We start from the raw sequence: 26719 nt of genomic DNA on the forward strand, positions 1-26719 counted from the left end.
CTTCACTTTCTGTGTTTCTTCTAGTCATTAGTACCAGCCGATCCTATCGACCGCTTCACGATTTTCGATCAGATCATTGCAATGGTAAAGAGAGTAAGCTTTATTATAGAGCCGATTCAGCTCGCCGATGGGGGTGCGGAAATACTGCAAGCTCAGCCGTCCCCGTAGGACTTTCGCAAAAGGCGTGTCTGGCAATTCTAAAAAATCAAGCGGTGTCGTGCCCTTCGTGATAAAGTGAAAATGCCCGCGGCGCATCGTTGCCAATACCAGACAAGCCACCTCAGCATTACTGATGATCCGCCGCCGATGGATCGGTACGGTGAGCTTCGGTCCATTTTCGATCGCCACATAATAGGACTCCTGCATCTTTTTCAAGTCTACGATCTTCGCAGGATTCAGCCAAATCGTGGTTTCCGACCCCTCCAAAGGAAACAAGGCAAAGAAGGCACAGACCCACGGGAACTTATATTTCCCAAAATTCCCATTATTTTTCAGACAGCGAGAAAGAATCTTGTATTCAGGGAAACAATGGGCCGACGCAAAATGACGCAACGTCTTCTGCGGATTCATCTGACTAAAGGAGATCCCTTCGTCGGAAAAGATCAACGCCCCCGCCTCTCTCGGACTCGGAATGATACAGTTGATGACCTGAACCTTCAACGGATCAAACGATGTAGCGCTTTCATAATAATGCTCCCACAAACTCGACCATACCTTATCCTCTAAAACATCCAACCTTTTACTCGTATTCATATACATCCTCCTTTAAGCACCTTCTCTGTGCTCACCTAAAACTATACTCCACAAAACCAAAAATTTGTTTTTTTATTTTTTAATTGAAAATTAAAGAAAACACAAAAATGAACGCGCGCTGATATTTATACACGCGTTCACCTCCAATTTTCCGTTAACCGATCTCGTAAAGAATAAACGAACAATTTATTAGTAATCAAGAAATATATTTATAATATTTAAGAAAAATGCTAAAATAATTTGTTGGCTAGGATTACTATTGGCAGAAGTATTTTCAAGTATTATTACTTAGTCTTACAAAAAACTAGAAAAACCCTAAAATCCTTGGTGTGAAAAGGATCTCAGAGTTGGTTGACAATCAGTGACGGCTCATTTATAAAGTTATTTAAAATAACAAAACCTCTTTTAAAAAAATAGTTAATATTAGAAAAAAATTAGTCTTATAAGAAAAACGTCCATAAAATAAGCGTTTTCTCAGAAAATGAAAAAAGATTTCCTCAAAATTTCCGCCTTATTTTTTAAAAAAACGTCCTTTATTGATTCTTTATCCGATTAATTTTGTCATTTGCGTGGAGGCGTGTCCTAAAAGCGCACTAACAGAAGGAATATCGCGATTTGCTTCTAAACAGCGCGTCGCAAATGTATGGCGCAACTGATGAAAATGAATCGTAGATAGCCCTGCTTTTTTTCTGACTTTGTGAAAATGATAAGTGAGGAGTCGAGGCTCGCATGGTTGTCCGTTCGTAGAGAAAACAAAGCCGCCTCTTGAACTCTTTTTATGCTTGAGCAGTAACTTCTTTAATGTTGGTCCAATAGGAATCACTCGCACAGATGCCTCTGTCTTTGAGTCTGTAAAGACCAATTGTGTCCGTTTTTCCACCTCATTGATTGCTTGGATACGTTGATATGTGTGTTGTACATGAATAAGATTCGTGTCAAAATCAATGTCCGACCATTTGAGCGCCGCAATTTCCCCGATCCGCATTCCAGAATGTAAGGCTAATAAAACGGGGATGCCGTAGCCTCGTTTTTCATTGGCAGCTACGTCCATGATTTTTTTCTGCTCGTTCAGTGTCAATGCACGAACTTTCGTTTTCTTCACTTTTGGAATCTTGATCTCAGAGAATGGATTAGATGTGATCTTTCTTAATCGCTTCGCATGGTTCAAGCATTTGTTCAGTATTCTAAAAACTACTTGAATCGTTGATCTAGCAAGCTTCTTTTGTAGTCTTCCCAACAACTCTTTTCCCGTATCCAATGTGATCTCGTTCAATGAAACATCTTGGATCATCGGAAAAACATATTTGGTCAATTTATAATAATAACTAGAAAAAGTCGAAGGTTTGACCTCTCCTTTTATTTCTTCCAGCCAATTGATCGTCCATTCCTCAAACGTTTCCGCCGAGCTTCCTTGGACTTCCTGCAATGTTTGGTATTTGATTTTTAATGGATACAGCTTCTGTTTGACTTCAGTGTAGCTTTTCCCGTAAACATACCCGTATTTTATCCTTCCATTGATTTTCCGACCCTTCGGAAATCGGCCTTCCCATCGGCCATCTTTTCGTAAGTAAATGTTCTCGCCTTTTCTCACTATTTAATTCCTCCTAAATTTGACGGCTAAATAGACGGTTTATTTTATCCGAATATCTCAAATAAATCTCAAAAACCCCCCAGAAACAAATAATGATTAAGCGTGTTATTTTTCGTTATTTAAAATAATTGTTTTAAATAACGAAAATGGTTGTTACTAATAATTGGATTATAATAGGTTTACAGATTAATTCAAAAACGCTAGATAAATAAGTTGAATAATTTTTTTGATTCTAATTGTTTTTAGTTTTTTGTAAAACAATATCAAAAGAATGTAGAGGAACCATTTCAAAAAAGGAAAGCATCAATAAAAGTAATTACAAAAAGCCAAACTTCCATCTTCGAAAGTTTGGCTTTTTGTATTGGCTACAACGCGCTCTCATGTTTCATCAGCTCTGGGTAATATTCGAACTCTTCGAATAGCTGTGGATCGTAATCAATGAAGCGATTGACCCAATTCTTTGCTTCAAAGAAGTCGAGAATGGCTTGGTCTGCGGGCTGGTAAGGGATATTCAAGAATGCGGTCAGTTGGCTCAGGTCTGGGCCGATCATAAAGACGTTTCTTGGATCGTACATCCGGTAAAATGGCAGCATCTCATTGGCGGTAACCAATTTTTTCTGCAGGTAAAGGGATTCAAAGGTTCGAAGGGTCACGCCGTATTGACCGGATCGGAGAATCTCCAAGATCCCTTTGCTGCTTTTGACGAGCTTCAGGTAGTCTGAGTAGGGCAAGTAGCCGTCTTGTTCATTGCCGCGTTTCGGCAGTATATGATAAAAGGTGGACAGGCCAAGCGACTCGAAGCGGTCCTTTAAAGCCATGGCTTGTTCTCTGCGTCCATTGTCGTTCGCACCAAAAAAGATGTCGTAGTCTGTATCATGGAAGGGTTCTCCGACAGATTGTGTGTAAAAGGAACTATTGTGCTTCAATCCGAGGTCTCGTGCTTCTAAGGGATCGAAGTGATAGATCTCATCAATGGCAGGCTCTTTTTGAGCGGCATTTAATTTTCGATAGTGTTCCAACTTGAAATGATTCCAGAAAAATAAAACGATTTTTGCTTTTGTGAAGGGGCGAATACGCTCTGCCATCGCGGGTTCAAAGCCGTAGTCTAAAAAGATGATCAATTGAAACTCTTTCAAGTAATGACGTAAATAGTCATTGCTGGCGGTGAGCAGTTCTTTCCCTGAACAAACACTCATTTCTGATATGGCAGGGAAAAAGTATAGTGAACGGTCTTTAGGGACGATCAAAACATCTGAATTTTTCATTTTTCTCCCAGCTTTCATATTGGATTTTTCATAGCATAGCGCTTTCCAAAATGAATAGCGATAATTATGCTTGAGAAAAATAACACAAAAATGGAGACTGTCTATGGGATGAGACAGTCTCCAAAAGGAAAATTCGTGTGAAGTAAATAACTACATTCATTTAAATATAATAAAATTCTAAAAATTAATGGGCGCGATTAAAGCGTGAGATCCACTGTTTGTAAGGCAAGACACCGCCTAAGAAATAGGTGATGATGGCTTGGATAGGTATCCAGATCACGGTCTTGATCAAACGTGGTGCCCAGATCATCCAGCTAGTCAATGGCACATGGTACATCAATGCCAGCCATAGCGGCGTCAAGATCAAATTGATCACGACCGTCGTTACTAATACAGACTGAATCGAATTTTTCCATGTAATTTCTTTCTTATAAAAGAAGTATCCGTAGATGGCTCCTTCAAGAAAGGCATTGATGGTGAAGCCGATGAAAAATGGGGCCTTTGCGAAAAGCGACATTCCGATAAAATCAGCAATGACCGAACCGATCCCTGTCCAGAATGGACCGAAGAGCATGCCCATAATGATCTCTGGGATAAAGGTAAAGCTGACTTTGACAAATTGCGTCTCGATTCCTAGGATTCGGGACAAAGTGACCATCATGGCGATCAATAGCGCCATCGTTGTGATGCTTCTAGCATCGAGGTGTTTCTTCATTTCTAGCATCTCCTTATAGAGCTGCTACATTCTTCATGCAGCGAATGCGAAAATAAAACCGCAGACAAAGTCTTTCGTCCAAAGGGCAACATCCCATCCCTCCGGCACTTGACGCTTTATTTCCTACTCTGATTTATTTTCGGGGGAGATCCCCCGAAAAAAATACTAGCATAGAAAGAGGCAGTATACAATCTTTTCATTCTGAAGAAAAAAGTACTCAGGAATTTTTTTTTTGCGAATAAAGAAGGGTAATTTTTCGCCTCATTTAGAGGTATGATAGATTTACAACGATTATTAGGAAAGAGGGCAGAACATGGCGATCAAACCTTTGGGAGAAAGACAATTATTTTCCATGAAGCGTGGGAACCTTGAAAAGAGGATCAGTCAGTATTATTCGGAGACCCACGATACGGAATCAGTGGTGGAATATGGGGTGGCCGTTCTTTTATTCAATGCCATCACCATGGACAATTATTCGTTCGTCTGCAAGGACTTATTAAAAGAACTCTTTATGACAGCGGAACCGACAGATCATTTGCGGGACTATTGTCTGTATTTCTATGATTTTTTTACCTACGATGAATGGGAAGTGGTGCGGGATCGATTATTTAAGAACCGCAGGGAATTTTCTGAGTGGACCCGTAAGATTCGTCCTGAGACAGCAGCCGTTCGAGCAGCGGCGGCGCCAACGAACAAAAGAAAAATCTGGCTCTATGAAAATTACTTGAGCGAATCGGATCGTTCCGAGAATGAGATGGAACGATATAGCTATGCGTACCATGCTGCTTTCAGAGATGAAAATGGACGCAAGATCGTACAAAAATTTCGGAACGCGGATGTCGGTATGTCGAACGACCGTTATTTTATCTTGCTGACGACACTGATGCGGCTAAGTATTTTTCAAAAGAATGGCATTCGTCGGTTCCATGAATTGGAGTTTCGCAAATGCGGGCGCATGTCGATCATGGAGTTTTACGCAGATGAAGACGATGATGAAGCATTTTTGAAGCGGAGAAAGGCGAAGGCCAAAAAAGAACAGGAAGAAGCGCAATAATCAAAGAAGCAGGAGGGCGATCCCTTCCTGCTTCTTTGTTATTAAAAAAGTTTCTACTATATTAATAGACGATTTCTTTTGGATCAGAATGTGCGAGCACGAATTCCTTGAAATTAATGACGGCGGGTGTCAGATAGGCTTCTTTATTGGTGACCAAATAGAAGGAGCGATCGAGCATCACATTTTTCAAATGGATCGTTTTTAGCGGCAGGTGCTTCAAAATGTACATATTCGGCACGACAGCAATACCGAAGCCTTGACTGACCAGGCCTGCGATGACTTGATCCACCGTCACTTCATAGACGATATTATAGCTGCAATTATTTTTTTTGAAGGTTTCGTCGATCACATTTCGCAAGCCGCTGCTTTTACTAAATCCGATCTGTTCATAGGGCTGCGTTTGCTCCAAGTAGATCGCATCGAACTGGGCCAACGGGTGATCCAAGGGTGCGATGACGACCAGCTCCTGACCGGCAATGGGCAAGAACTCTACGCTGGGTTCGTCCGGCAGATAGGAAGAGATCCCAATATCGTAGTGCATATTTTTGATGCCATCCACGATCTCTCTAGTGACGCCCGAAGAAGTGTGAAAGTCAAAGAGAATTTCTTTGTCGGGGTTCGCGTCATGGAAGTCACGGACTAATTTTGGCACAAAGGTGGTGCCTAGAACAGGTAAGAAGGCGAAGCTGATAAACCCGCTGCCCTTACTGATCTTGGTGACGGTCTCGATCCCATCGTCGAGTGTTCCTAATGTACGGGAGACATAATCTTGAAAAATCATGCCGGGCTTGGTCAATACGACATTCCGGCCTTTTTTTTCAAACAGCGTGATCCCAAGTTCGTCTTCAAGAGAGGCGATCGCGTTGCTCAAGCTGGGCTGTGTGACGTTCAAGAGTTTGCTGGAGCGTGTATAATGCTGCTCACGGGCCAGCACATCAAAATATTTTAAATGCTGTAGATTCATAGCTCTTCTCCTATGTATATGATCTTTTTTATAAGTATAGCAAAACCTATATCTTTTACCTATAGATTCTACGAGAAAAACCAATTAGAATTTTGAAATGCTGCACGTTAAAATGAAGGCAAGATTTGATTGTGAAAGCCGATACATTATGAAAGGTACGGATTTCGCAACAAAAAAAGCTTTCATACATTAGGAGACTGCAGCTCTGCATGTGAAAGAAATAACTTTTAGAAAATTCGCTATAATTTTAGGAGGAAATGAAATGAAAAAGGTACCATTGACGATCAGCTCTTATACATTAGGTATGGAAATTGATTTTGAAGAACGGGTAAAAATCGCAAAAGCAGCAGGCTTTGATGGCATCGGCTTACGTGCTGAAACGTATATGTTGGCAGTGAAACAAGGTTATTCAGATGACCGCATGTTGGAAATCTTAGAAGAAAACGATATGAAAGTCACAGAAGTGGAATACATCACTTTATGGGCAGACCCTAATAAGACTCAAGAAACGCCTGAGACATTGTTACAGCAATTCAAAGAACAAACGGTGTATCATATGGCGCGTCTGTTCGGCGTAGGGCATATCAACTGCGGCTTGATGGAGAAATATCCGGCAGAAGTTCATATCCAAGCCTTTAAAGAATTGTGTGCACGGGCGAAGGAATTAGTGATCGGCTTAGAATTTATGCCTTACAGTGGTGTACCAGATTTAGCAAGTGCATGGAATATCGTGAAGGAAGCAGGCTGTGACAACGGCATGTTGATCCTAGATACGTGGCATTGGGCACGTGCTGAAACATTAGCAGAAGATTTAAAAGATGTTCCAGCAGAAAAAGTTGTTTCTGTTCAAATCTGTGATGTGTTAGAACGTCGCTACCCAGATACGATCTTACGTGACGAATCAATGCATGACCGTCTATGCCCAGGAACTGGCTGGGGCGATACGGTTGGCTTCTTGAAAGCAATCAAAGAACACGGCATCGAGCCTCGCGTTATTGGGACAGAAGTTATTTCTGATCCGATCTTGAGCTTAGGCTATGAAAAAGCAGCACAAATGAACTACGACACAAGTATTGATGTGATCAAACAAGCGTGGCCAGAATTACTAGAAGATTAAAAAAAGGTGGATAAAAAAATGTTAGAAGGCGTATCAGGTAAAACACACTTATATGGATTGATCGGAAGTCCGGTTGGGCATTCAGGGTCACCAGCGATGTACAATTATGGCTTTGAACAATTAGGGATCGATGCTGTATACCTTGCGTTCGATGTACAAATAGAAGAAGTGGCACATGCGTTCCAATCCGTTCGCACATTCAACATGCCTGGCGGAAATGTCACGATGCCTTGTAAAGGTGAAGCGGCGAAATATATGGACGAATTATCACCAGCAGCTCAAATGGTAGGCGCCATCAATACCTTCAAAAATGAGGATGGCAAATTAACAGGGCATATCACTGATGGAATCGGCTTTGTCGATAACTTGAAAGCAAACGACGTTGATCCGAAGGGCAAGAAATTTGTCGTTATCGGCACAGGCGGCGCAGCGACAGCGATCCAAGTACAATTAGCGATCGAAGAAGCAGCGGCGATCGATATTTTCAATATCAAAGATGATTTCTTTGTTAAGGGAGAAGAAACTGTTGCACGCATCAAGAAATTCTACCCAGAATTGGCGGTAGCGATCCATGATCTAGGCGATGCGGATCTATTGAAGCAAAAAATCGCGGAAGCGGATGTCTTAGTAAATGGAACAACAGTTGGTATGGGCGCAGGCTCAACGAGAACACCGATCAGCGATACAAGCATGCTTCATGAAAAATTAATCGTCGCAGATGCGATCTATAACCCGCCGAAGACGCAATTGATCAATGACGCGTCAGCGAAGGGCTGTAAGACAGTTACTGGCGAAGGAATGTTGCTGGGACAAGGAAAAGCAGCGTTCAAGATTTTTACAGACCAAGAATTACCAGTTCGGCCGTAGGCGAATCTTTCCGTACATGCTGAAAAAAGGATGTACGGAAAGAAATTATACTAACACAAATTAGGAGTGTAGGGATGAGATCGAAAAAATATATCATGTCATTAGTGACAACTTACTTGTGCTACTTTACACATGGGATGCAAGCACTTATTCTTAGTCAAAATATGCCTTACTTTTATGAAAAATGGGGATACACGGATGCGACGGCTGGAGCTGCTGCCGTTTCGCTAGCAATTACTGCAACTGGTTTTGGTAAATTTATTTCTGTATGGATCGGCGGAGAAGTATCCGACAAGATCGGCCGGAAGAAAATGGCGATCGGCGGCGCGGTTCTGTATATCATCTGTTTTGCCGGCTTACTATTAAGTCCAAGCATGCTGATCGCTTCGATCTGTGCCTTCATGGCAGGTGTGGCGACATCTGGATTCTGGGATGCTTCATTGTACCCAGCCGTTCAAGAAGCTGCACCAAAATATTCAGGTTCTGCTTTGTTAGGGATCAAGTTGTTCGTTTCATTAGCCGGAATCGTTTATCCATTGATGGTAGTGAACTTCACTAACATGGGTTCTCCTCAATTAAGCGTGATCATTCCATTGGCGCTATCTATCGGCTGTCTGGTCTTAGCGGCATTCTCACCATTCGCTTATGACGACATGATGAAGGGCGGCGGCGATCAAGAGGATTCAAGCGGCAGTCACTCCGATGCGATCAAACAAGAAATCGAAGCTGCTAAAGCAAAAATGTTAGTAAAACCAAATATTTTAGTCAATTTCATTACAATGTTCTATGCCTTCTTATGTATGTTCATCATGTATGGTGCACAGCAATACACGAAAGCTTTTGGCTTGAGCAATGCCGGCTTGACGGAACTTCAAGCGGCGGGCTTAACATCGATCTACACCTTTGGCGGGATCATCGCCGTTGTATTCTGGGCATTCATGATGGGTAAATTGCGTTGGAACCCATTAAAGGTTCTCGTGATCGATTCTGTCTTCACAGCGTTGGCCTTGGCGATCGTCTTACTGATCCGTCAGCCGGCAGTGATCTACATCGGTATCGCAGCATTAGGCTTCTTTGCCTCAGGTGGTGCGTTGCAAACAGGGTTAGGGCTGCGTCAGCTATTCTGCCCGGGACCAAAAGGAAGAAATACTGGGATCTACTATACGTTCATGGGATTTGCTAGTACCTTCTTGCCGTTCATCGTTTCTGCGATGACGAAATCAGTGGGTGAAAAACAAGCGATCTACATCATGATGGGCTTGCTTTTAGTGGCGGCACTTACAGCCACTGTTATGATGGTCTATCTGTTAGGGCAACACAAAAAAGTATTCGGCTATAGTGCCTTTGAAAAAATGCGTGATTAATTGCAGAGCAGAGGAGGTATGACTGAATAGAGTCACCTCCTCGTTCCGCGTCTTGCACCTGTTTTTACAACAAACAGAGAGACGTAATACGTGTTTCTGATCTAAGAATCAAATCGAACTGCATGGGTATCCGCGCAGTTCCTGTTGCAGCTCCAAAAAGAACCTGGTAAATGCACGTCTTTTTCGTGTATCATCAGTATCAACAGGTGTCCGTCGTTGGACGCTAGCTATTTTAGGAGGTCCTCATGGATATTTTAATTGGACTATTACTCATCTGTTCCTTCGCGGGAATGGTCATTTATTGTATTAAAGGACATAACTTGATGATCGGGTTTTTCATCATGGCTACGATTTGGACTTTTTTGCCGATCATCGGGAATCTACTGTCGCCTAATGCGGCCTTTGACGGATTGACGGTTCACGATATGCTGCGTCAGGTGTATCAAACGGCGCCTGAAAAATACGGCGCGTCGGTCATGAACATTTTCTTAGGGGCCTTCTTTGGGAGAATCCTCTTGGATACCGGTATCGCGGCCACGATCATTCGAAAAAGTGTCGAGCTTGGTGGAGACAATCCTGCGGTGATTCTCGCGATCGTGAATGTGATCAGCGGGTTTATCTTTACTTCGATGACAGGCGGCGGGTCCGTGATCGCGATCGCGGTGATCGTCTTGCCGATCTTGTTTTCCATCGGTATTCCAAAAGTGGTCGGATTCTTCTCCTTTACGGGGTCGGTCGCGGCGGGGATCTTTTTGAATCCCATCAATTTCGGGCAATACTCAGCCTTCTTTTTGAATTCCAATGGAGGACAAGAGTACACGTACAATGACTATTTTCCCTTTGGCATTTTGGCCTTTGCAGTAATGATCACCGTCGTTTCGTTGGCGTCAATGATCTATCTGAAAATGGAAAATCTTACGTATTCTTGGGCAGCGACCAAACAATCTGAAGTGGTGGATGCACCGGGGATCTCTTTGATCACTCCGTTCTTGCCTGTAGTGGGCGTGATCGTCTTTAAGCTGCCGGTCATTTTATGCTTTATCTTAGCCAGCTTATACGGACTAGGTGTCTGCGGCGGGCTGTCGGGGAACTTCAGAGAGATCTGTCGGACCATTTCTCGCATCTTTACCGAGGGTGTAAAAGATATGTCAGCGCTGATCGCTTTTTGGATCACCTTAGCGATGTTCAATGATGCGGCCGTCTATGCGGCACCTTATTTCCAAGAGATCATCGGCAGTTGGATTCCTTCATCGCCGTTGATCCTGTGTATCGCGTTTGGGATTTTAGCACCGTTGACTTGGTTCAAGGGCCCGCTTTCATTGATTGGTTCAGGCGCTGCCTTGCTGGCAGTAGTCAGTCAAACGACCAACTTTCCAACCACTTTCTTGTATCCTTTGTTTGCTTCTGTCCTGATCGGCATGGCTCATTTTGATATTACGATTTCTTGGAATGCTTGGGGATTGGGCTTCAATCGTATCAATGCAGTGGACTACATGAAAGTGGCATTGATTCCAGGAACAATGGTGGCATTGATTTTAGAAGTCGCAAACTTCTTCCTCAACAATCCACTTTAGAGTTAGAAGAGAGAATTTAGGAAAGGCAGGTCTCAACATGAAACGACGTGTTCGGATCGGGATCGATGTCGGCGGTACGCATACGAAAGCAGTAGCTATCGACAATGATACTCAAGAAATTATCGGGAAATCTTCCGTGAAAACGACGCATGACAGCGAGCAAGGTGTTGCTGAAGGTGTCGTTCGTTCCTTTTTGAAATGTTTAGAGGAGTTTGATATTGCGCCAGAGGAAGTCGTCTTCGTGGCCCATAGTACGACGCAGGCGACAAATGCCTTATTAGAAGGGGACGTTGCCAATATCGGGATCATCAGCACAGCGAAACCTGGGCTCGAAGGCTGGCTGGCACGACCGCAAACAAATTTGAAGGATATTGATCTAGGCACAGGAAGAAGTATCCACGTAATGTCGCGATTCATTTCGCAAAAAAATCTAACCGAAGAAGAAATCGCTCCGATTGTTGACGAGTTGCTGGCAGAAGGAATGGATGTTTTAGTCGCTTCTGCGGCATTCGGCGTAGATAATCTCAACTTAGAAGAAAAGATTGCAGCAGTTGCTCGCAAAAAAAATATTCCAGTGACACTTGCTTCAGAGATGACCAAGCTTTACGGACTCTCTCGGCGGACGCGAACAGCGACGATCAATGCCTCGATTTTACCGAAAATGCTGGAAACAGCGAATTCGACTGAGCGCAGTGTTCGTTCATCAGGGGTGGATGTTCCCTTGATGATCATGCGGGGAGATGGCGGTCTGATGGATGTTGTCGAGATGAAAAAACGTCCGGTACTGACGATGCTGTCAGGTCCGGCGGCAAGTGTGATGGGCGCGTTGATGTATCTGCGCACGTCTAACGGTATCTATTTTGAAGTGGGCGGGACCTCAACAAACTTAGGGGTGATCAAAAACGGTCGGCCTGTGATCGACTACTCGGAGATATCTGGGCATAAGACGTATGTGAATTCGTTGGATGTTCGAGTATTGGGTGTCGCTGGCGGCAGTATGATCCGTGTGAATAAGAGCGGTGTAAAGGATGTCGGCCCCCGCAGTGCGCATATCGCTGGCTTGGAATATGCTGTTTATACACCGGAAGAAGAAATCGTCGACCCTCAACTGGAGCTTTATTCGCCGAAGGAGGGGGACCCGGAAGACTATGTTGCCATTCGCTTAGCAAATGGGAAACGCATCACGATAACCAATTCTTGTGCTGCCAACGTATTGGGCTATGTGACGGATGACGATTTTTGTTACGGAAACGTCGCCTCTGCAAGAAAAGCGATGGCACCTTTGGCTGACTATCTCAATGTGTCTATTGAAGATGTCGCGCATCAGATATTGACCAAAGCAGTCGAGAAGATCGAGCCTGTGATCCAGTCATTAGCAAAGAAATATCAGCTTGAGAAGAACCAAATGACGTTAGTCGGTGTCGGCGGCGGTGTCGCTGCCTTGATCAAGTATGCGGCTGAACGGATGGCCCTCAACTATAAGATACCAGAAAACGCGGAGGTTATTTCCTCGATTGGAGTGGCATTAGCGGCTGTTCAGGATGTCGTTGAGCGAATCGTGCCTAGTCCGACGAAGCAGGATATCCAAGCAATCAAACAAGAAGTGACCGATATGGCGATCGAGAGTGGTGCAACGGAGGACAGTGTCGAGGTCCATATCGAGATCGATCCTCAAACACAAAAAATCACTGCCCGCGCCTCAGGATCGACCGCGGCACAGGCAACGGAACTTCAAAGTGCAGCAACTGAAGCGGAGGCACGAGAGATCGCGATCCAGGACTTCCGATTGCCCTCTGATCAAGTCAGATTATTGGATACGACAGATCATTTTGCTATTTATGGGGCAAAAACGAAAAAAGGGGATGCGATCCGAGTTATTGACAAAAAAGGCTTTATTCGCGTACAGCGCGAGCACGCCAAAGTAGTCAAAACGACGATCCAAAGCTATTTTGAAGTAGTCAATCAATTATGGGAAAGCATGGCGAACTATCAAAGTGATTTGATTATTCGACCGGATTATTATTTCTGCGTTGGTCCGCGGCTATTGGATTTTTCTAGTACAGATTTTTCTCAATTAACCATGCTGATGGAGATTGAAATGAGTGAGATTCTGGGGACGGATGAGATCATTATTATTGCCGCGAATCGCTATATTTAGCGACAACGAGAAAAGCTAACAAAGAAGGAGGGGCGCTGCAGATGGATATTGCTGCGTTGCTTGAGTTAAGCGATGCGACTTATGCGCAGGGGTTATTGTCGCAGGATCATCTTTACAGGAAAATCCCTGAAGAACAGCGCTCCACTCTTTTGTATCAAGCGATCGACTGTGGAAAAGCCGCGGCGGCTCAAGTGCCCGCTAAGGATCTGCGTGCGTATTGTGAGCAAGAAAAGATCACGATCGATTATTTTGAGGAAGAAATAAAAGCAGAGAGCTTTCGCTATGTTTTTGCGGAATTTCAACTGCCTGATCGCATTCGAATCAATCAAAGTCTTTTGAAGGCAGCGGCGCCTTCCTTGAAGAAATATGACTTCTTAAAGGATCAGCAAGTAGAAGATATCTTGTTGGCTCATGAGCTGTATCACTTTATTGAGAATCAGCAGCAGTTGTTCACGATTCAAAAAAATTTAAGCTACCAAACAGGGCCCTTTAAGCGGCACGCACGGGTGCATGCGTTAAGTGAAATCGCGGCGATGAGCTTTGCTCAGTCAGTGTTAGAGCTGGATTTTTCACCGGTTCTATTAAATATCGTGCTGCTCGATCCGGTCGCACCCGAGTACAGCGAGACGCTGATCAAACGGTTATTGGTGATTGATTGAACAAGACTATAGATTGATTGAAAAAAAGAATTAGTATCCTGGGAACGGATTCAGTATATTTAAAGAAAGATTACATAAAAGAACGGAGCGGAAAGAATGGAAAACACATGGTTAGATTTAGCAGGAGACGTCGTAGTTATCACAGGAGCTTTAGGGGGCATGGGACGGAAAATCGCTAATGATTTTGCGGAACAAAAAGCCAACTTGGCCTTAGTCGATTTGAATGAAGAAGCAACAGAAAGCTACGCGAAAGAATTAGCGAACAAATACGGCGTCAAAGCGAAAGGCTATTCGTGCAATTCAACAGTCGAAGAGCAAGTAGATGCCTTGGCGAAAACAGTCAAAGAAGACTTTGGCAGAATCGACGTATTGGTTCAAACTGCAGCGATTTTAACGTTCAGCCCATTGGAAGATTTAGCATTAGAGGAATGGAAACGGACGATCGATGTAAACTTGACAGGGTACTTCTTAGTCTCACAACGTATCGGCCGCGTGATGATCGAACAACAATCAGGTCGCATGGTCCATATCTCGACGATCGCTTCGATCGCTCCCGAAACATACTCAGGAGCATACAGCCCAAGTAAAGCCGGCGTGAATATGCTATCTAAGATGATCGCTGGTGAATGGGGACAATATGGCGTACGCAGCAACTGTGTCTTGCCATGTTTCGTTAAAACACCATTATCAACTAAATTCTATGAAGATGCAGAAGTGGAAGAAGGCAGAAGAAGAATGACTGCCAACCGTCGTATCGGCGAAGTACAAGATATTGCAAATGCGGTATTATACCTTGCCAGCAAACGTTCAGACTACACAAATGGTCATGAATTACGTGTAGAAGGCGGCTTCGGCAACATGATCGGCGATCTTGTACCAAAACCAGGTGGACGTCGCCAATACGCGATCGACTCAAAGAAACCAAAAGCATAGGCATAAACAAAGGGGTCTGACAGTAAAATTGTCAGACCCCTTTGTTCTATTACCAAATACGTACGCGTTTTTCAGGTGCCAAGTACATGGCATCTGTTGGCTGAATGTTAAATGTGTCATAGAAATCGGCTAAATTTTTCACTTGGACATTTGCCCGTAATTTGTTCGGTGCATGAACATCGATAGAAAGCAGCAATTGCGTGTATTCTTGCCGTGCCTTCATGCGCCAGATCGTTGCCCAGTTGATAAAGAAGCCCTTCAAATCAACATCGTGATCTTTCTTCGCTGCCTCTAACGCACAGCTTAATCCCCCTGCATCCGCAATGTTTTCTGAAACAGTCAGTTTGCCGTTGACTTTCCCGCCAGCGATCTCTAGGCCATCAAATTCAGCGATCATTTGATCAGCTAACTCTTGGAAACGAGTCCGATCGTCTTCTGTCCACCAGTTGTTTAGGTTTCCATACTCATCAAAGAGTGACCCATTGTTGTCAAAAGCGTGGGAGATTTCATGGGCGATCACCGCGCCGATCCCACCGAAATTCTCGCTGCTTGATTGTTCCAAACTGTAGAAGGGTGCTTGGAGGATCGCTGCTGGGAAGACGATGATATTGCGGAAGGGATGGTAATAGGCATTCACAGTATCTGCGCTCATTTCCCATTCGTCACGTTCCACCGGTTTGTTCCATTTTGCGTAATCGTCTTTCCGCTTTAATTGACTGAAGTGCAGGGCATTGCTCAAAAGAGTACCCCCTTGTTCTACAGGTGTTACCTTGTATTGTGTGTAGATTGGCGGGATCGTCTCTGGGTAGCCGACGTGGATGCCCAGCGTGTTTAGTTTGACTATCGCTTTTTCACGGGTCGCTTCACTAAGCCACGTATTACTGCTCAAACGTTCTTGGTAGATCCCTACCATCCGTTGTACCATTTGTTCGACATCTTTTTTGGCTTGTTCGCCGAAATAAGTTTTTCCATAATAATCCCCAACGATCTGATCAAAACGACCAGAGGCGAGGTAGAACGCTGCTTTTTCCTTCGGACGTGCCTCGGGAGCGCCAGAAAGGGCACGGCTGTATGTTCCGCCGACTTGACGAAATTCTTCACTCAGGTAACCGGTCAATGCGTTGATGGTCATGACCAGCATCCAGCTTTTCATTTCTTGGAAGGTATCAGGATTTACTAAGGTATCCAATTTTTCAAAATAGGCCGGTTCCGTTACGATGATTTTTTCAGGAATCTCACCGATCAGCCCGATCAATAATTTCTTTAAATCCAAGTGTTGGCTGTGCTTGATAAATTCTTCGCCGCTTTCAGGATTGTACATCTTGCTGTAGTCGGCATTTTCCTCCGCACTTTTTACATGAGGGGCCAGTAATTTGTCGTAACGCAAGGCTTCCTCTGTGATTTTTTCTGCCTTTTCCGCGTCGAAGCCGGCAAGAGTAAAGAGCGTCATCGTCATTTCCTTAAAGATCGCCAAAAGCTGCGGCGCTTGCGGATGGCCTTCTTCATAGTAGGTCTTATCTGGCAAAATCAGTCCAGGCGCACCTGCGAATAAGGCATTGATCGTTGTGTTTTTCATGTCTGCATCCACATCGACTCCAAAAGGTAACGGCAGTCCTTCGATGACCCAACTGGTTAATTGCTCTTCTAAATCTGCGAGCGCTTCAATGTCTTCCACTTTTCTCAATAAGGGAAGAAGGGGTGCAGCGCCGTCTTCATCGCGTTTTTGATAGTCGTTTGCCAATTGGAAATAAGCAATGTATTCCTTCATTAAATCGTTTGGAATGGCAGAAGGATTCGCGCTCATCTTTTTTGTATCAGCCATCAACAAGTCGTCGATCTCATCGACGAGGTCTTGAAAGCCGCCTGTTGCAGGCTTATCTGCTGGGATCGTTGCATGCTCGATCCATTCGCCGTTGACGGCTTCGTATAAATCTTCTGTGATCTTAGTATTATCCAAAATAGACTCCTCCTAATTCTTTAATAAGTTGAAAACTAAAAAGTCTCTGGCAATGTCCATGATCTTTTTCTAGTTCTTTCAGCTACTATCTATTATGATATATCTTAAGAAGATACACAAAAGAAAATGATTTGGTGGTGGAAGCGATGGACTATTTAAAGGATCACTGGTATGACCTGAAAAGCTTTGAAACGTATCGCGAGTGGAAGACACCGCGAGGCTTTTTATGCGGGACCTATGCCAGCAGCGTGTTGTTGGCGTATTGGCAGGATCAGATTGATGTTGCCTGTTTGCCCGCGGGACTGAGAAAAAAGAACAGCAAACAAAAAGAAGAACTGATTCGTGCGTTGAAACCAATGCTTCAGCCGGTGGACTTCCCGACAGTGCCGCTGCAGATTTCGATCGGTTTGAATCGTTTCTTTCGTCGCTACCGCATTCCTTACCGTGCCCGCGGGACGATGGTGGGTTCTTGGCAGCGGGTGACCAAGCGCCTATTAGGAGGCGAGCCGGTCATGATCGGTCTTTTACAACTAAGGGGCAGCACCTACAAAAATCATTGGGTCGTCGTTCATGGATTCATGGAGACCTCGGCGGGCGATCGGTTTTATAAAATCCATGACAACTGGGGCAAGAGCGAGGCTGTGATCCCGGCTGAGTGGGGGAATGGCACAATCTCCTTAAAAAAAGTAAATGCTACAGCAAATAACTGAAAATATGTTAAACTGGTGGTACAAAAATACTTGGAGGGACACCATGTCAGAAGAAAGTAAGGAAAAATTTAAAATTTTTAGTCTTAATGGGAACAGACCATTGGCTGAAAAAATCGCCGATGTCTGTGGCGTGCCGTTAGGGAGAAGTACTGTCAAACAATTCAGTGATGGAGAGATCGCCATCAATCTAGAAGAAACAGTACGAGGATTTGATGTGTATTTGATCCAGTCGACCAATGAGCCGGTAAATGATTATTACATGGAATTATTGATCATGATCGATGCATTAAAACGAGCAAGTGCAAAAACGATCAATGTCGTTCTGCCTTATTATGGGTATGCGAGACAGGATCGTACGGCAAAACCACATGAGCCAATTACTGCAAAACTGGTTGCGAATTTACTTTCAGACGCAGGTGCGACAAGAGTGTTGACACTTGATTTACACACGGTGCAAGTGCAAGGCTTCTTTGATATTCCTGTAGACAATTTGTTCACGATGCCTTTATTTGCCCATTATTATCGTCGCCGCGGGATGGTTGGGGATGATTATGTGGTGGTTTCTCCTAAAAACAGCGGGGTGCAGCGTGCCCGCAGCCTAGCGGAATACTTAGATACAGCGATCGCGATCGTAGATGTTGCCGAAGAGGGCAATCCAGATTCTGGGTACGTGATCGGAGATGTAGAAGGCCGCTGTTGTATTATGGTAGATGACATCTTGAACACGGGTGAAGTCTTCTCCAATGCATCAAGAACCTTGAAAAAGGCAGGGGCGAAGGAAGTCGTTGCCTGTGCTTCTCACGGGTTGCTTTCACCACCAGCAAAAGCCAATTTGGATGCGACTGAGATAAAAGATATTTGTATCACAGACTCCGTTTTGACGGCACCTGAGCGTCATCCAGAGAAATTATCCATTATCAGCAGTGCGATGCTGATGGGAGAAGCAGTGAAACGAATCCATCAAAATGAATCCGTTAGTCCGTTGTTTACGATGGAACAAAAGGATTTTGAATAAGCACTGTCTATCCTCCTGCGGGTGATCCACCCACAAATTGACTGACAGTCAGAGCACTCTCTGTTCCAAGCTTCAGAGTGTGCGACATAGAAAAACGAATAATTGATCAATAAGCAAATGTTGTTCAAATTTACGAAGCACCAAGGAGATACTAAGCTTCATCTATGCACCCAATGATTGTGCTTCTAAGCGATTTTGACCGAAATATGTCTTATTGCTGGAAGCATCGGTGGACGGATGCGAAAAATAGTATCTGCTTGGTGCTTCTCTATTGAGCAGATTTGTTAATCCTGACGTATAGAAAGGTTTGAAGGTTTGTGGAAACTATTTATTTAGATCATGCGGCAACAAGTCCGATGCATCCAGAAGTAATCGAAACGATGACAGAAGTGATGAATGAAACATTTGGGAACCCCTCAAGTATTCATTCTTTTGGACGACAAGCTGCAGGGAAATTAGAGATGGCCCGTGAAGTGATCGGGAAAAGTCTTGGTGTAAAATACCATGAGATCATTTTCAACAGTGGCGGGACCGAAGGGGATAATACAGTGATTCTAGAGACCGCCTTTGGTCGTCAAAATGAAGGCCGTCACTTGATCACGACACAAATTGAACACCCAGCAGTCATCAATTCAATGAAGTATCTGGAAACTCAAGGATTTGAAGTGACGTATTTGCCAGTTGATCGCAAAGGGAGGATTTCCTTAAAGGATTTTGAGGAAAGCCTACGCCCCGATACGATCTTGGTTTCTATCATGTATGGAAACAATGAGATCGGTAATTTGATGCCGATTCAAGAAATCGGGGAGCGGTTAAAGGACCATCCTGCTTATTTTCACACGGATGCTGTCCAAGCATACGGGAATCAATTCATTCGTCCTCGTGAATTAGGCGTTGATTTCTTAAGTATTTCTGCGCATAAGATCAATGGACCAAAGGGTGTTGGTTTTCTGTATAAAAGTGATGAGGCCAAATTGCAGCCATTGCTTCACGGTGGGGAACAAGAAGAAAAACGCCGTGCAGGAACTGAAAACTTAGCAGGGGTTTGCGGAATGGCTAAAGCGGTAGAACTGCTGACAGAGGATGAACGTGAAAAACGTCAAAAACTCTATGAACAATTCACTCAAAAAGTATTGACCACACTTGATCAAGCAGGGGTTGATTATCACGTGAATGGTGATTTGAACAATAAGCTGCTTCACGTTTTGAATCTCCGTTTTACTGGGATCGTCAACGACTTGTTGTTGATGAAGCTAGACTTGAAGGGCATTGCTGTTTCTACGGGTTCTGCTTGTACCGCAGGGACGATCGATCCTTCTCATGTATTAGAGGCAATGTACGGCGAAGGTGCGATCGAAGTCAAAGAATCGTTGCGCGTCAGTTTTGGTTACGGAAATACAATCGAACAAGTCGATTATTTTGCGGAACAACTCGTCGCGAGTTTGCACGAACTGACAAAGTAGATTGAAATGCCTGAAACTTATCTTTATAATTAAGAGTGAAAAGAAAAAATTATGAGGTGAGCAAATGGCATTTACGAAGACAACAACGATCAAAGGTTCAAAGTATCACTACGCATTGGCGCCGACCGCTAAAAAATATACCTTGCGAGACAATGGATTTACTGAGACAACTTCAGGTAATTTCCAATTGATCCGTCCACTACAGGCAACGCCCCAAAGTAAAGAAGGATTCAAATTGAAAATTACGGTATCAAAAGATATCAGCACGATGAAAATGTCTGTAACGACTGCCAATGGTCTGAAAACAGTGGATATTTTTAAAGATGATCGACAAGAAATGGTTCAAGAAAAATTCTATTTCCTAATGGATGGAATGATCGAGCGTGGATTGTTTGTCAAAGAGGAAGTCTAAAGAAGACGGAAGATCTTATCGAAGAGGATAAGGTCTTCCTTTTTTTGCGAAATTATTTAGCGATTATAAAAAGCTAATATTTTTTTATTGATTCGTGTTTTAAAACGCGCTGTTATTATATTTCTGTGTCTATTTTGCTATATTCATCGTTTTTTGGGAAAAATTTTAAGGCTGATAAGCTTAAAATTCAGAAGATTATGGTACACTTATAATAAGAAAATAGCTGGAAATGAAGGTGACAAGTTGGTTCAAAAGGTACATACGATCGATCATCACAAAATTATTTCTGATTTCCGTCTCTTATCTGGCCTAACCGTCTCGATCGAAGACTGCGCCAAGCTGACGAAAGAGTTTCAAAAATATGGGGTGGAAGATTATTATATTAGTGATTATGAAGGAAATAGCTATTTAACACGTTATGTTGATTATTTTATCGACGGAATCCCTTGTTGGAAATATAAAAAGCAGTATTTGATTCCGCTGATTTTTCGAGATATGCCAGATACACAGCGAATGTTTAAAGACACGTACCGTTGGGAAGCCTTTTTCATTCTTTTAGACTGGTACTTGGAATACAATCCTGAAAAAGTGATCGTGACTTGTACGAAGAAGAGGCAACGGATGGAAGTCATCGACACGGCCTTTTTGATTTTCCGCTTGTGGGAAATTTGCGATGGCGCGGCCTTTCCCATCGCCAACTTCAACACGCTTTCTGAATTTGAGAAGTGGAACCAAGTGTTTCATTTGATCGACACTGGAAAATCCTTCAAACGCACGCGGGAATTCGATGCCAGCAAAGTGGAAGATCTAACACAGTTAGAAGCAGTTCTTTCTATTATCAAATTAAAATATCAAGCACTTTTACAAAAACAAGGCTACCAAGTATAAGTTGGTGGTCTTTTTTCTTTGGCTGCTTTCTCCAATCATGGATAGAAATTTATAAAACAAAGGAACAGTCAAGCGCATTTTTTTAGAAGAGATGGTAAACTATAAGAAACAATCTGAATTCGTTTGTAGGTGAATGGAATGAAATATTTTATCTCAGATACGCATTTTTTTCATGAGAATTTATTAGGAGATAATGACTTTGCGCCGCGCTTATTTGATTCTGTGGACGAGATGAATCAGCAAATGATCCGTGCGTGGAACGCTGTCGTGAATGAAAGGGACACGGTCTATCACCTAGGGGATGTGGCGATGCATCCGAAATATGAAAAAGGCTTTCCAGAAATTTTAGAACAGTTGGTGCAATTGAACGGTCGCATTATTTTTATCAAAGGAAACCATGATTCTCGGACTTTTTTCAATTATTTGGCGGCCCATGATCCAAAGCTTGAGAATGGGGAAGACAAATTTGTCTTTCACGATGTGGGCGCGATCGTAAAATTTAACCATCATCAATATTATTTGACCCATTATCCGATGCTCTTAGGCAAGACGTTAAATATTCGGAATCTCCATGGACATATTCATAATTACAGTATGCCGATCGCGGAGGATATCAATGTTGGGGTAGACGCGCCTGAACGAGTTTTTTTAAAAGCCCCCCTGCCATTCGGAACGCCGATCTCTGAAAATTTGATTGACGAGATCGCGGAATACAAAGAAGCAGAAATCAAGAAATTAAAATAGTACAGGCGAGGCATCGAACAGTCGATGCCTTTTTCATGTTTTTTTACCTTTTCGTAAAGTTTACAGCGAATCAAAAAAATGAATAACGAAAAACGGAAGCACTGTTTTCGTGACAAGGGGTTTGTGGTAAATTTGAAGTAACGGATAACATAAAAGCAAGAGAGGAGCGCGAAAGTGAACAAAAAGGAAATAATCAAAACGATTCTATTTTATGTTCTGATGGTCGGCTTAGTGATCGCACTGCGCAGGTTTGTCTTCACCCCCGTCGAAGCGGTGGGAGATTCGATGAAGCCGACGCTGAATAATGGAGAGCGAATGTTTGGATTGAAGCATACTGCCCTCGACCGATTTGATATCGTGACATTTCCAGCTCCGGACAATCCCGGCGCCGAATATGTCAAGCGAGTGATCGGATTGCCCGGGGATACTGTCGCTTACAAAGAGGATCAGCTTTATATCAATGGCAAGAAATACAGCGAACCTTATTTGGACGAATACAAAGAAAAAGTTACGGATGGCTTGCCGTTAACGACCGATTTTGATTTGCAGGAGTTGTTTGGGGAGCAGAACGTTCCAGAAGGAAAGCTGTTTGTTTTAGGCGACAACCGTCGAATTTCAAAAGATGGCCGTATGATTGGCATGATCGATCAAGAGGATATTCTGACCAATGTGAAATTTGTTTTCTGGCCGATCGAACGAATGGGAAAAGTAGAATAAAAAAATAAATAGACAGACGGCTTATAAAGAGTCGTCTGTCTATTTGTCTTTAAAAGGATCACTCGCGGAGGGCGGCTTCTTTAAAAGTTTCCCGAAGGCTCTTTTTGTAAATCCGCGAATGTTCTCCCCATGGATGATAGCCATCGCCGATATAGTGGAAGGCCATTTTTTCATAGAGATCTTCATGATCCGTCGCGAGAAAAAGATTCTCAAACCCGAACCTGCGTGCGTCTTCTTCGACGCTCTCAATGAGTATTTTACTTAAAAAGTGTCCGCGATGCTGCGTGTCGACATAAACAGCACAAAGCCAAGGCCATAGGTCCATTCTGCTGATGAAATCATTTGTGATAAGGCCGGCACACCCAATGATCTCTTCATCAGCCATCAACGCATACCACTGGGGCAGCACGTTTTTTGTCGTTAATGCGTGGGTCAGACAGTCCTCATAGACGGCTGTTGTTTCTTCAGAAGCCCATTGCTTTTTTACATAGGACAGGATGGAATCAATTTTTTCAGGGTGTTCTCTTAAACGGACCACTCGAACAGTTTGTGACATTAGGTTCTTCTCCTTTTGATTTTTAACGGTGAGACTGGATTTGCTGATATGCCTTTTTAGTAACGGCTGGTTTGATATTCGTATAATAGTAATCGCGTTCGTTTGTCGAAATCTTTAAGATCGGTTTGGAACGATGATCCACGAAGAGAGAGGCGGGCTTGCCATCGATTTTAAAACTTCCGAGGGCGTAATCTTTCGTCCCTAAGCCATTGATCTTCATTCCAGAATCGGGGAGAGCATCGATCAACGCAACTGTTTTGATCTCATCGTAAGAAATTTTTTGTTCTTTAGTAAGCGGACCATCCAAACGGATCGATTTTTGCTGGATCTGATAAGTCAATGGATCGGGATGATAGTCCAAGATATACAGAGGCCCAACGGAGACAACCATAGCGACAATGAGAAGAAGCGGAACAGAAGCAAGAAAAATCTTTCCGCCGATTCGCCCTAAGTTGATCGTCAAATTCATGCCAATACGGTCAGGAATCATCAAACGACGATCATCTGGATTGCAGTATATCCCGTAACGCCAATAGTAATCGTCTCCTGCATACCGGAAGCTCGGAGTTTGCGTCAATAATTGGTCTTGCTTCGTACGTAAACGGAACAACCACCAGAAGGTCAGCCCGCAAAAAAGAAAAATAAGCAAGAATTCGCTGATCATCAAGACACTAAATAGACGACTGCTGCTGTTCACGGTCAGTATTGGAATATAGGCAATGAGATTAATGAAAACGCTCGTTGCCACAATGAATGTTGACCAATAAAATTTTGTCAGGTCATTGTATTGCTGATTAATGGACGAATCGTCAGTAAGTGCTCGAGTCGGCAGGCGCTTGATCGATACCCAGCCTAGAATAAAGAGAACCAGCGCGACGCTGCAGACACCAAATAAGATCCAAGTTAAGCTTCCTGCACCTTGTCGAGCGGTCAGAGCAGTCAATAAAATCAGTGAACCGATGGATAAAACAAACCACCAAGGGGATACCAATTTTCGATTTTTCTCAAGAACCAATTTTGTATCCACACGAATCGGCTGCTCGGTCAACTGCCACTGATTCGCAACGATCAATTGCCGACCTCTACGAATGTAGCGAAGTTGCAGTAAATACGCAGAACCAATGCTGAGATACAGAAGAAAGAAAAACAGCAGCATGAAGAGGGATTCTTTCATTGGTATGAGGAGAAGAAAAGCAGCAATACTCAAACCAAAGGCCAACTGAAATTGGCGCTTTCGATAGTCTTTACGAAAGGCTAGTACTTGCGGCTCCTCCATTTTATCTGCTGGAAAAGTATTTTCCACGATCACATAGTTATGCGGCTTCGCGGCTAAAGAGCTAACGAAGGCCATGATAAAGTTGCAAAAAATCAATATAAGCAACAGAATAAATTCGAACATCCGCCTTACTCCTTTCCAAAACTCGTGACTATTTTTTTGACCTTTTCTTGGATCGCTTTTTCGTCAGGTTCAGACAAATAAAGTTCTGCCAACACTAATGTTAATTGTTCCTCGTCTGTTTTCTTAGAGGTGACAGGCAAAGAAGCGACTAAAGTTCCTTTCCGCCGATCCGTGATCAGATAGCCTTCCTCCCGCAATTGCTGATAGCCCTTAGAGACAGTCATCGTGTTTACTCCTAGTTCATCGGCAAACTGGCGGACGGTCGGCAGTTGCTCGTTTGGCTTCAACTCACCACGGGCGATACCGATAATGATCTGTTTCCGCAATTGCAAATAGATGGGCTCTTCGGATCGGGAATCAATTTCTATAATCATTTACTTGCCCTCCTTTGTATTATTTATATTAATACAAACAATACAAAAAGACAAATAAAAATAATATAAAGGAATATCTATCGAAAATTTAAGATTTATGTTGTATAATTCGTCATACTGAAAAGTTGCGACCTTCAAATCGTAGAGTTTTCGGAATCTATATTGAAATGATGGTGATACTGTGTCTAACAGCAACACACGAGTCGTCGTAGGAATGAGCGGCGGCGTCGATTCATCAGTGACAGCTTTGTTGTTAAAGGAACAAGGCTATGATGTAGTCGGCATTTTTATGAAAAATTGGGACGACACTGACGAAAATGGTGTTTGTACCGCGACAGAAGATTATAAGGACGTGGCGAAAGTCGCTGCCCAAATCGGCATTCCTTATTACTCTGTCAATTTTGAAAAGGAATATTGGGACCGTGTCTTTGAATATTTCTTAGCGGAGTACCGTGCAGGCCGCACGCCGAATCCTGATGTGATGTGTAACAAAGAAATCAAGTTCAAAGCGTTCTTGGATTACGCGATGGAGTTAGGTGCGGATTATGTCGCGACTGGACATTACGCTCAAGTCGAAAAGGATGAAAACGGGGTGGTCCACATGTTGCGAGGCGTGGACAATAACAAGGACCAAACCTATTTCTTGAGTCAGTTATCGCAAGAGCAATTAGCGAAGACGATGTTTCCTTTAGGCGGGATGCAAAAACCAGAAGTTCGTGCGATCGCTGAACGTGCTGGCTTGGCTACTGCTAAGAAAAAAGACTCTACTGGGGTCTGCTTCATCGGTGAAAAGAATTTCAAACAATTCTTGAGCAACTACCTTCCTGCAAAGCAAGGGAAGATGGTCACGCTAGACGGTGAGGAAAAAGGAACACACGCGGGTCTGATGTATTATACGATCGGCCAACGTCAAGGCTTGGGAATCGGCGGCGGCGGAAAAACCAATGATCCTTGGTTCGTAGTCGGCAAAGACTTAGCTACCAATACGCTGTATGTTGGACAAGGGTTCCATCATGAAGCGTTATACGCAACGAGTTTGGATGCGAGCGAGATTCACTTTACGACAAATGAAGAGCGTCCAGCAGAATTCAAATGTACTGCGAAGTTTCGTTACCGTCAGCAAGACGTACCCGTTATGGTGCGTTTGCTGGAAGACGATCGAGCAGAAGTCATTTTCGATGATCCTGTTCGCGCGATCACACCCGGCCAAGCGGTCGTTTTCTACGACGGCATGGAATGCTTAGGCGGCGGATTGATCGATCATGCGTACCAAGAAGCAAAGGAATTACAATATATTTAATTTAGAGAAAAGCAGTCACTTACTACAAAAGTGGCTGTTTTTTTTGTGAATAAAAAAGCCAAAGTATTCAAGAACAGGACGAATTTGTTTCAATTGTATTTACAGAAAATTCGTGAAAATTAGAATGATTCTCTTTACATGCTCATGGAATTATGGGAAGATACTAATTA

25 protein-coding genes and 1 riboswitch are annotated in these 26719 nt (G+C 43.4%); of the genes, 16 read left to right on the top strand and 9 right to left on the bottom strand.

The genetic code is table 11. The features are described from left to right. Window positions 1-27 precede the first annotated feature (27 nt). From A5868_RS04430 to A5868_RS04445, 4 genes are all read right to left on the bottom strand, one after another. Window positions 28-753, bottom strand: a complete 726-nt coding sequence (locus tag A5868_RS04430) for a hypothetical protein (protein ID WP_086305565.1) — start codon at window positions 751-753, stop codon at window positions 28-30. Window positions 754-1297: 544 nt separating this feature from the next. Further along, window positions 1298-2344: a tyrosine-type recombinase/integrase gene (locus A5868_RS04435; RefSeq protein ID WP_086305566.1), complete on the bottom strand. Its 1047-nt coding sequence runs from the start codon at window positions 2342-2344 to the stop codon at window positions 1298-1300. A gap of 365 nt (window positions 2345-2709) precedes the next feature. Continuing rightward, on the bottom strand, window positions 2710-3609 hold the full coding sequence (locus A5868_RS04440) for an oligosaccharide biosynthesis protein Alg14 (RefSeq protein WP_086305766.1): 900 nt from the start codon (window positions 3607-3609) through the stop codon (window positions 2710-2712). A gap of 184 nt (window positions 3610-3793) precedes the next feature. Continuing rightward, the gene (locus A5868_RS04445) at window positions 3794-4324 is read right to left on the bottom strand and encodes a folate family ECF transporter S component (protein ID WP_086305567.1); all 531 of its coding nucleotides are present in this window, start codon (window positions 4322-4324) and stop codon (window positions 3794-3796) included. Window positions 4325-4360: 36 nt separating this feature from the next. After that, a riboswitch (THF riboswitch) is annotated at window positions 4361-4457 on the bottom strand. Window positions 4458-4637: 180 nt separating this feature from the next. Here A5868_RS04445 and A5868_RS04450 point away from each other — a divergent pair. Then, window positions 4638-5378, top strand: a complete 741-nt coding sequence (locus tag A5868_RS04450) for a hypothetical protein (protein ID WP_086305568.1) — start codon at window positions 4638-4640, stop codon at window positions 5376-5378. Window positions 5379-5439: 61 nt separating this feature from the next. Here A5868_RS04450 and A5868_RS04455 read toward each other — a convergent pair whose 3' ends face one another. Then, the gene (locus A5868_RS04455) at window positions 5440-6342 is read right to left on the bottom strand and encodes a LysR family transcriptional regulator (protein WP_010781466.1); all 903 of its coding nucleotides are present in this window, start codon (window positions 6340-6342) and stop codon (window positions 5440-5442) included. A 262-nt stretch (window positions 6343-6604) separates the two neighbouring features. On the opposite strand from A5868_RS04455, the gene A5868_RS04460 reads away from it, so the two are divergent. The 7 genes from A5868_RS04460 (at window position 6605) to A5868_RS04490 (ending at window position 15014) form a co-directional block, all read left to right on the top strand. Continuing rightward, window positions 6605-7459 (top strand): sugar phosphate isomerase/epimerase family protein, encoded by an 855-nt coding sequence (locus A5868_RS04460; protein ID WP_010781465.1) that lies wholly within the window; start codon window positions 6605-6607, stop codon window positions 7457-7459. Window positions 7460-7477: 18 nt separating this feature from the next. Then, complete coding sequence (locus tag A5868_RS04465) at window positions 7478-8326, top strand: shikimate 5-dehydrogenase (protein ID WP_010781464.1); 849 nt, start codon at window positions 7478-7480, stop codon at window positions 8324-8326. A 74-nt stretch (window positions 8327-8400) separates the two neighbouring features. Next, the gene (locus A5868_RS04470) at window positions 8401-9690 is read left to right on the top strand and encodes an MFS transporter (protein ID WP_086305569.1); all 1290 of its coding nucleotides are present in this window, start codon (window positions 8401-8403) and stop codon (window positions 9688-9690) included. A 245-nt stretch (window positions 9691-9935) separates the two neighbouring features. Next, the gene (locus A5868_RS04475; protein ID WP_086305570.1) at window positions 9936-11264 is read left to right on the top strand and encodes a citrate transporter; all 1329 of its coding nucleotides are present in this window, start codon (window positions 9936-9938) and stop codon (window positions 11262-11264) included. A gap of 37 nt (window positions 11265-11301) precedes the next feature. Beyond that, complete coding sequence (locus A5868_RS04480) at window positions 11302-13422, top strand: hydantoinase/oxoprolinase family protein (RefSeq protein ID WP_086305571.1); 2121 nt, start codon at window positions 11302-11304, stop codon at window positions 13420-13422. Between the two features lie 41 nt (window positions 13423-13463). After that, window positions 13464-14081: a hypothetical protein gene (locus tag A5868_RS04485; protein WP_086305572.1), complete on the top strand. Its 618-nt coding sequence runs from the start codon at window positions 13464-13466 to the stop codon at window positions 14079-14081. 96 nt (window positions 14082-14177) lie between these two features. Beyond that, window positions 14178-15014, top strand: a complete 837-nt coding sequence (locus A5868_RS04490) for an SDR family NAD(P)-dependent oxidoreductase (RefSeq protein ID WP_010781459.1) — start codon at window positions 14178-14180, stop codon at window positions 15012-15014. Between the two features lie 49 nt (window positions 15015-15063). On the opposite strand, the gene A5868_RS04495 is transcribed toward A5868_RS04490, so the two are convergent. Then, window positions 15064-16971, bottom strand: coding sequence for a M13 family metallopeptidase (locus tag A5868_RS04495; RefSeq protein ID WP_086305573.1), 1908 nt, complete (start codon window positions 16969-16971; stop codon window positions 15064-15066). Between the two features lie 146 nt (window positions 16972-17117). Here A5868_RS04495 and A5868_RS04500 point away from each other — a divergent pair, with 146 nt between their 5' ends. From A5868_RS04500 to lepB, 7 genes are all read left to right on the top strand, one after another. After that, window positions 17118-17681: a hypothetical protein gene (locus A5868_RS04500; protein ID WP_010781457.1), complete on the top strand. Its 564-nt coding sequence runs from the start codon at window positions 17118-17120 to the stop codon at window positions 17679-17681. 43 nt (window positions 17682-17724) lie between these two features. Next, on the top strand, window positions 17725-18696 hold the full coding sequence (locus A5868_RS04505) for a ribose-phosphate diphosphokinase (protein WP_010781456.1): 972 nt from the start codon (window positions 17725-17727) through the stop codon (window positions 18694-18696). A gap of 317 nt (window positions 18697-19013) precedes the next feature. Beyond that, the gene (locus A5868_RS04510) at window positions 19014-20159 is read left to right on the top strand and encodes a cysteine desulfurase family protein (protein ID WP_086305574.1); all 1146 of its coding nucleotides are present in this window, start codon (window positions 19014-19016) and stop codon (window positions 20157-20159) included. Window positions 20160-20223: 64 nt separating this feature from the next. Next, window positions 20224-20571 carry a DUF1831 domain-containing protein gene (locus A5868_RS04515; protein WP_086305575.1) on the top strand — a complete coding sequence of 116 codons (348 nt, stop codon included), beginning with the start codon at window positions 20224-20226 and terminating at the stop codon, window positions 20569-20571. Between the two features lie 243 nt (window positions 20572-20814). After that, on the top strand, window positions 20815-21459 hold the full coding sequence (locus tag A5868_RS04520; protein ID WP_010781453.1) for a hypothetical protein: 645 nt from the start codon (window positions 20815-20817) through the stop codon (window positions 21457-21459). A 138-nt stretch (window positions 21460-21597) separates the two neighbouring features. After that, window positions 21598-22203: a metallophosphoesterase family protein gene (locus tag A5868_RS04525; RefSeq protein WP_086305576.1), complete on the top strand. Its 606-nt coding sequence runs from the start codon at window positions 21598-21600 to the stop codon at window positions 22201-22203. A gap of 174 nt (window positions 22204-22377) precedes the next feature. Continuing rightward, on the top strand, window positions 22378-22920 hold the full coding sequence (gene lepB, locus A5868_RS04530) for a signal peptidase I (protein ID WP_086305577.1): 543 nt from the start codon (window positions 22378-22380) through the stop codon (window positions 22918-22920). Window positions 22921-22978: 58 nt separating this feature from the next. On the opposite strand, the gene A5868_RS04535 is transcribed toward lepB, so the two are convergent. From A5868_RS04535 to A5868_RS04545, 3 genes are read right to left on the bottom strand one after another with little or no spacing between them, the layout of a single operon-like run. Then, window positions 22979-23476 carry a GNAT family N-acetyltransferase gene (locus A5868_RS04535; protein WP_086305578.1) on the bottom strand — a complete coding sequence of 166 codons (498 nt, stop codon included), beginning with the start codon at window positions 23474-23476 and terminating at the stop codon, window positions 22979-22981. Window positions 23477-23498: 22 nt separating this feature from the next. Further along, on the bottom strand, window positions 23499-24875 hold the full coding sequence (locus A5868_RS04540; RefSeq protein ID WP_086305579.1) for a PH domain-containing protein: 1377 nt from the start codon (window positions 24873-24875) through the stop codon (window positions 23499-23501). 5 nt (window positions 24876-24880) lie between these two features. Further along, complete coding sequence (locus A5868_RS04545) at window positions 24881-25249, bottom strand: GntR family transcriptional regulator (RefSeq protein ID WP_010781448.1); 369 nt, start codon at window positions 25247-25249, stop codon at window positions 24881-24883. A 181-nt stretch (window positions 25250-25430) separates the two neighbouring features. On the opposite strand from A5868_RS04545, the gene mnmA reads away from it, so the two are divergent. Continuing rightward, window positions 25431-26549, top strand: a complete 1119-nt coding sequence (mnmA, locus tag A5868_RS04550; RefSeq protein ID WP_139843629.1) for a tRNA 2-thiouridine(34) synthase MnmA — start codon at window positions 25431-25433, stop codon at window positions 26547-26549. Window positions 26550-26719: the final 170 nt, after the last annotated feature.

The organism is Enterococcus sp. 12F9_DIV0723, from assembly GCF_002174375.1.
In the GTDB taxonomy this organism is placed as follows: domain Bacteria; phylum Bacillota; class Bacilli; order Lactobacillales; family Enterococcaceae; genus Enterococcus_A; species Enterococcus_A gilvus.

Excerpts from the sequence above, each read along its gene's own strand:
- A5868_RS04430 (WP_086305565.1), bottom strand. The coding sequence starts at position 753 with ATGAATACGAGTAAAAGGTTGGATGTTTTAGAGGATAAGGTATGGTCG.
- A5868_RS04440 (WP_086305766.1), bottom strand. The coding sequence starts at position 3,609 with ATGAAAAATTCAGATGTTTTGATCGTCCCTAAAGACCGTTCACTATAC.
- A5868_RS04445 (WP_086305567.1), bottom strand. The coding sequence starts at position 4,324 with ATGAAGAAACACCTCGATGCTAGAAGCATCACAACGATGGCGCTATTG.
- A5868_RS04450 (WP_086305568.1), top strand. The coding sequence starts at position 4,638 with ATGGCGATCAAACCTTTGGGAGAAAGACAATTATTTTCCATGAAGCGT.
- A5868_RS04455 (WP_010781466.1), bottom strand. The coding sequence starts at position 6,342 with ATGAATCTACAGCATTTAAAATATTTTGATGTGCTGGCCCGTGAGCAG.
- A5868_RS04460 (WP_010781465.1), top strand. The coding sequence starts at position 6,605 with ATGAAAAAGGTACCATTGACGATCAGCTCTTATACATTAGGTATGGAA.
- A5868_RS04465 (WP_010781464.1), top strand. The coding sequence starts at position 7,478 with ATGTTAGAAGGCGTATCAGGTAAAACACACTTATATGGATTGATCGGA.
- A5868_RS04470 (WP_086305569.1), top strand. The coding sequence starts at position 8,401 with ATGAGATCGAAAAAATATATCATGTCATTAGTGACAACTTACTTGTGC.
- A5868_RS04475 (WP_086305570.1), top strand. The coding sequence starts at position 9,936 with ATGGATATTTTAATTGGACTATTACTCATCTGTTCCTTCGCGGGAATG.
- A5868_RS04480 (WP_086305571.1), top strand. The coding sequence starts at position 11,302 with ATGAAACGACGTGTTCGGATCGGGATCGATGTCGGCGGTACGCATACG.
- A5868_RS04485 (WP_086305572.1), top strand. The coding sequence starts at position 13,464 with ATGGATATTGCTGCGTTGCTTGAGTTAAGCGATGCGACTTATGCGCAG.
- A5868_RS04490 (WP_010781459.1), top strand. The coding sequence starts at position 14,178 with ATGGAAAACACATGGTTAGATTTAGCAGGAGACGTCGTAGTTATCACA.
- A5868_RS04500 (WP_010781457.1), top strand. The coding sequence starts at position 17,118 with ATGGACTATTTAAAGGATCACTGGTATGACCTGAAAAGCTTTGAAACG.
- A5868_RS04505 (WP_010781456.1), top strand. The coding sequence starts at position 17,725 with ATGTCAGAAGAAAGTAAGGAAAAATTTAAAATTTTTAGTCTTAATGGG.
- A5868_RS04515 (WP_086305575.1), top strand. The coding sequence starts at position 20,224 with ATGGCATTTACGAAGACAACAACGATCAAAGGTTCAAAGTATCACTAC.
- A5868_RS04525 (WP_086305576.1), top strand. The coding sequence starts at position 21,598 with ATGAAATATTTTATCTCAGATACGCATTTTTTTCATGAGAATTTATTA.
- A5868_RS04535 (WP_086305578.1), bottom strand. The coding sequence starts at position 23,476 with ATGTCACAAACTGTTCGAGTGGTCCGTTTAAGAGAACACCCTGAAAAA.
- A5868_RS04540 (WP_086305579.1), bottom strand. The coding sequence starts at position 24,875 with ATGTTCGAATTTATTCTGTTGCTTATATTGATTTTTTGCAACTTTATC.
- A5868_RS04545 (WP_010781448.1), bottom strand. The coding sequence starts at position 25,249 with ATGATTATAGAAATTGATTCCCGATCCGAAGAGCCCATCTATTTGCAA.